Below are 1,547 nucleotides of genomic sequence, written 5' to 3' on the forward strand. Positions count from 1 at the left end.
CCCGCCCCCTGGCCGGCCGTCGACGCGGCCCTGCTGAGCCGGGCCCGCGCCCGCCTCACGCGACCGAAAGGTGAACTTGCATGAAGGTCCTGGTCCTGTGGCCGCCGCACGTCCCCAGCTACTTCAACGCGGGCCACCACATCAGCACGTTCCTGACGGCCAACTACCTGCGCACCCTGCCCGAGGTCGACGAGGTCCGCGCCGTCGACGCGGGCGCCCTGAACTACACCTGGAAAGAGATCGGCGACCTGCTCTACCAGGAGCGGGCGGACGTGCTGGCCGTCATGAACGACTTCGACAACGTCGACGACCTGCCCCGCCTGCTGACCTACGTGCGCACCCTGTCCCCGGACACCAAGGTGGTCACCGCCGGACGGCTGAGCAGCCAGGCACCCCGCTCCTTCGACGGCTACGGCCTGGACGCGGTGGTCGTCGGCGGCGACCCCGAGGCCGGCGTCGCCGCGTACGTCCGCCACGTCGCCGGCACCGGGCAGGCACCCCTGCCCGGCGTCGTCCTGCGCGGCCAGGACATCCGCGACGCGGCCCCGGGCACCTTCCTCCCCGCGTCCGAGTGGGTCCTGCCCGCCGTCGAGGAGATCCCGTACCAGGCCTACGAGCGCATGTACCAGCGCGACCAGAACAAGTTCTGCGGCATCCCGCAGCGCCGCGAACTGGTCGTCCCCGCGTCCCGGGGCTGCCCGGTGAACTGCTCGTTCTGCGAGGTCCCCACCTTCCAGGGGCTGCGCGACCGCAGGCTCACCGTCGAGCGGACCATCGACTACATCAGGGACAGCTTCGCGGCACACCCCTTCGAGTACGTGGCGTTCTACGCGCCCACCTTCACGCTCGACCGCAAGTGGACCGAGCGGCTGTGCCGCGAACTCATCGCGCTGGGCAGCCCGTACCCGTGGAAGTGCGCCACGACCGTCGCCCACCTCAGCGAGCCCCTCCTGGAAGCGATGGCCGCCTCCGGCTGCGTGCGCGTCAGCGTGGGCGTGGAGACCCTCGACCCGGCGGGGCACCCGGCACTGCCCCGCCTCAAGCGCATGGAGCAGCAGCGCTACGAAGAACTCGCCGCGGCCTGCACCCGGCTCGGCGTCGAGCTGAACTGCTTCGTCATCATGGGGCTGCCCGGAACGACCCCCGAGGGCGCCGAGAACACCGTACGCGCCATCCGCGAGGTCTCCGGCCGGGTCCGGCCGACGGTGTACTCGTCGATGGACCGGCTGCGCGCCGCGACCTGCCCCGCCGAGGCGTCGGCCTTCAACCGGCAGCTGCTGCACCCGGACGAGGCACCGGACCGCGAGACGGCCCACCGCCTGTACGGCCTCGTCTACGGCCGCGAGGACTGGGTCACCCCGGTCACCGAGCGCGTCCCGCAGCGACTGGAGCAGGCGCGATGACCGTCCTCAGCGAGACGCGGTGGGGGCTGCCCGCCACAGCGGTCCGCGACCGGCGCGCGGCCGACCCGCGCGTGAACCTCAGCTCCAACGAGCTCCACCACCCTCAAGTCGCCGCACTCGCACGGGAGATGGTGGACGGATTCG

At 72.0% G+C, this 1,547-nt stretch carries 1 protein-coding gene; it reads left to right on the forward strand.

The annotated features are described in order from the left end of the window. Positions 1 to 80 precede the first annotated feature (80 nt). Positions 81 to 1,403 (forward strand): radical SAM protein, encoded by a 1,323-nt coding sequence (locus tag K377_RS41155; RefSeq protein WP_111668718.1) that lies wholly within the window; start codon positions 81 to 83, stop codon positions 1,401 to 1,403. Positions 1,404 to 1,547 lie beyond the last annotated feature (144 nt).

The sequence above is a fragment of the Streptomyces sp. PsTaAH-137 genome (genome assembly GCF_003259365.1).
Lineage (GTDB): Bacteria > Actinomycetota > Actinomycetes > Streptomycetales > Streptomycetaceae > Streptomyces.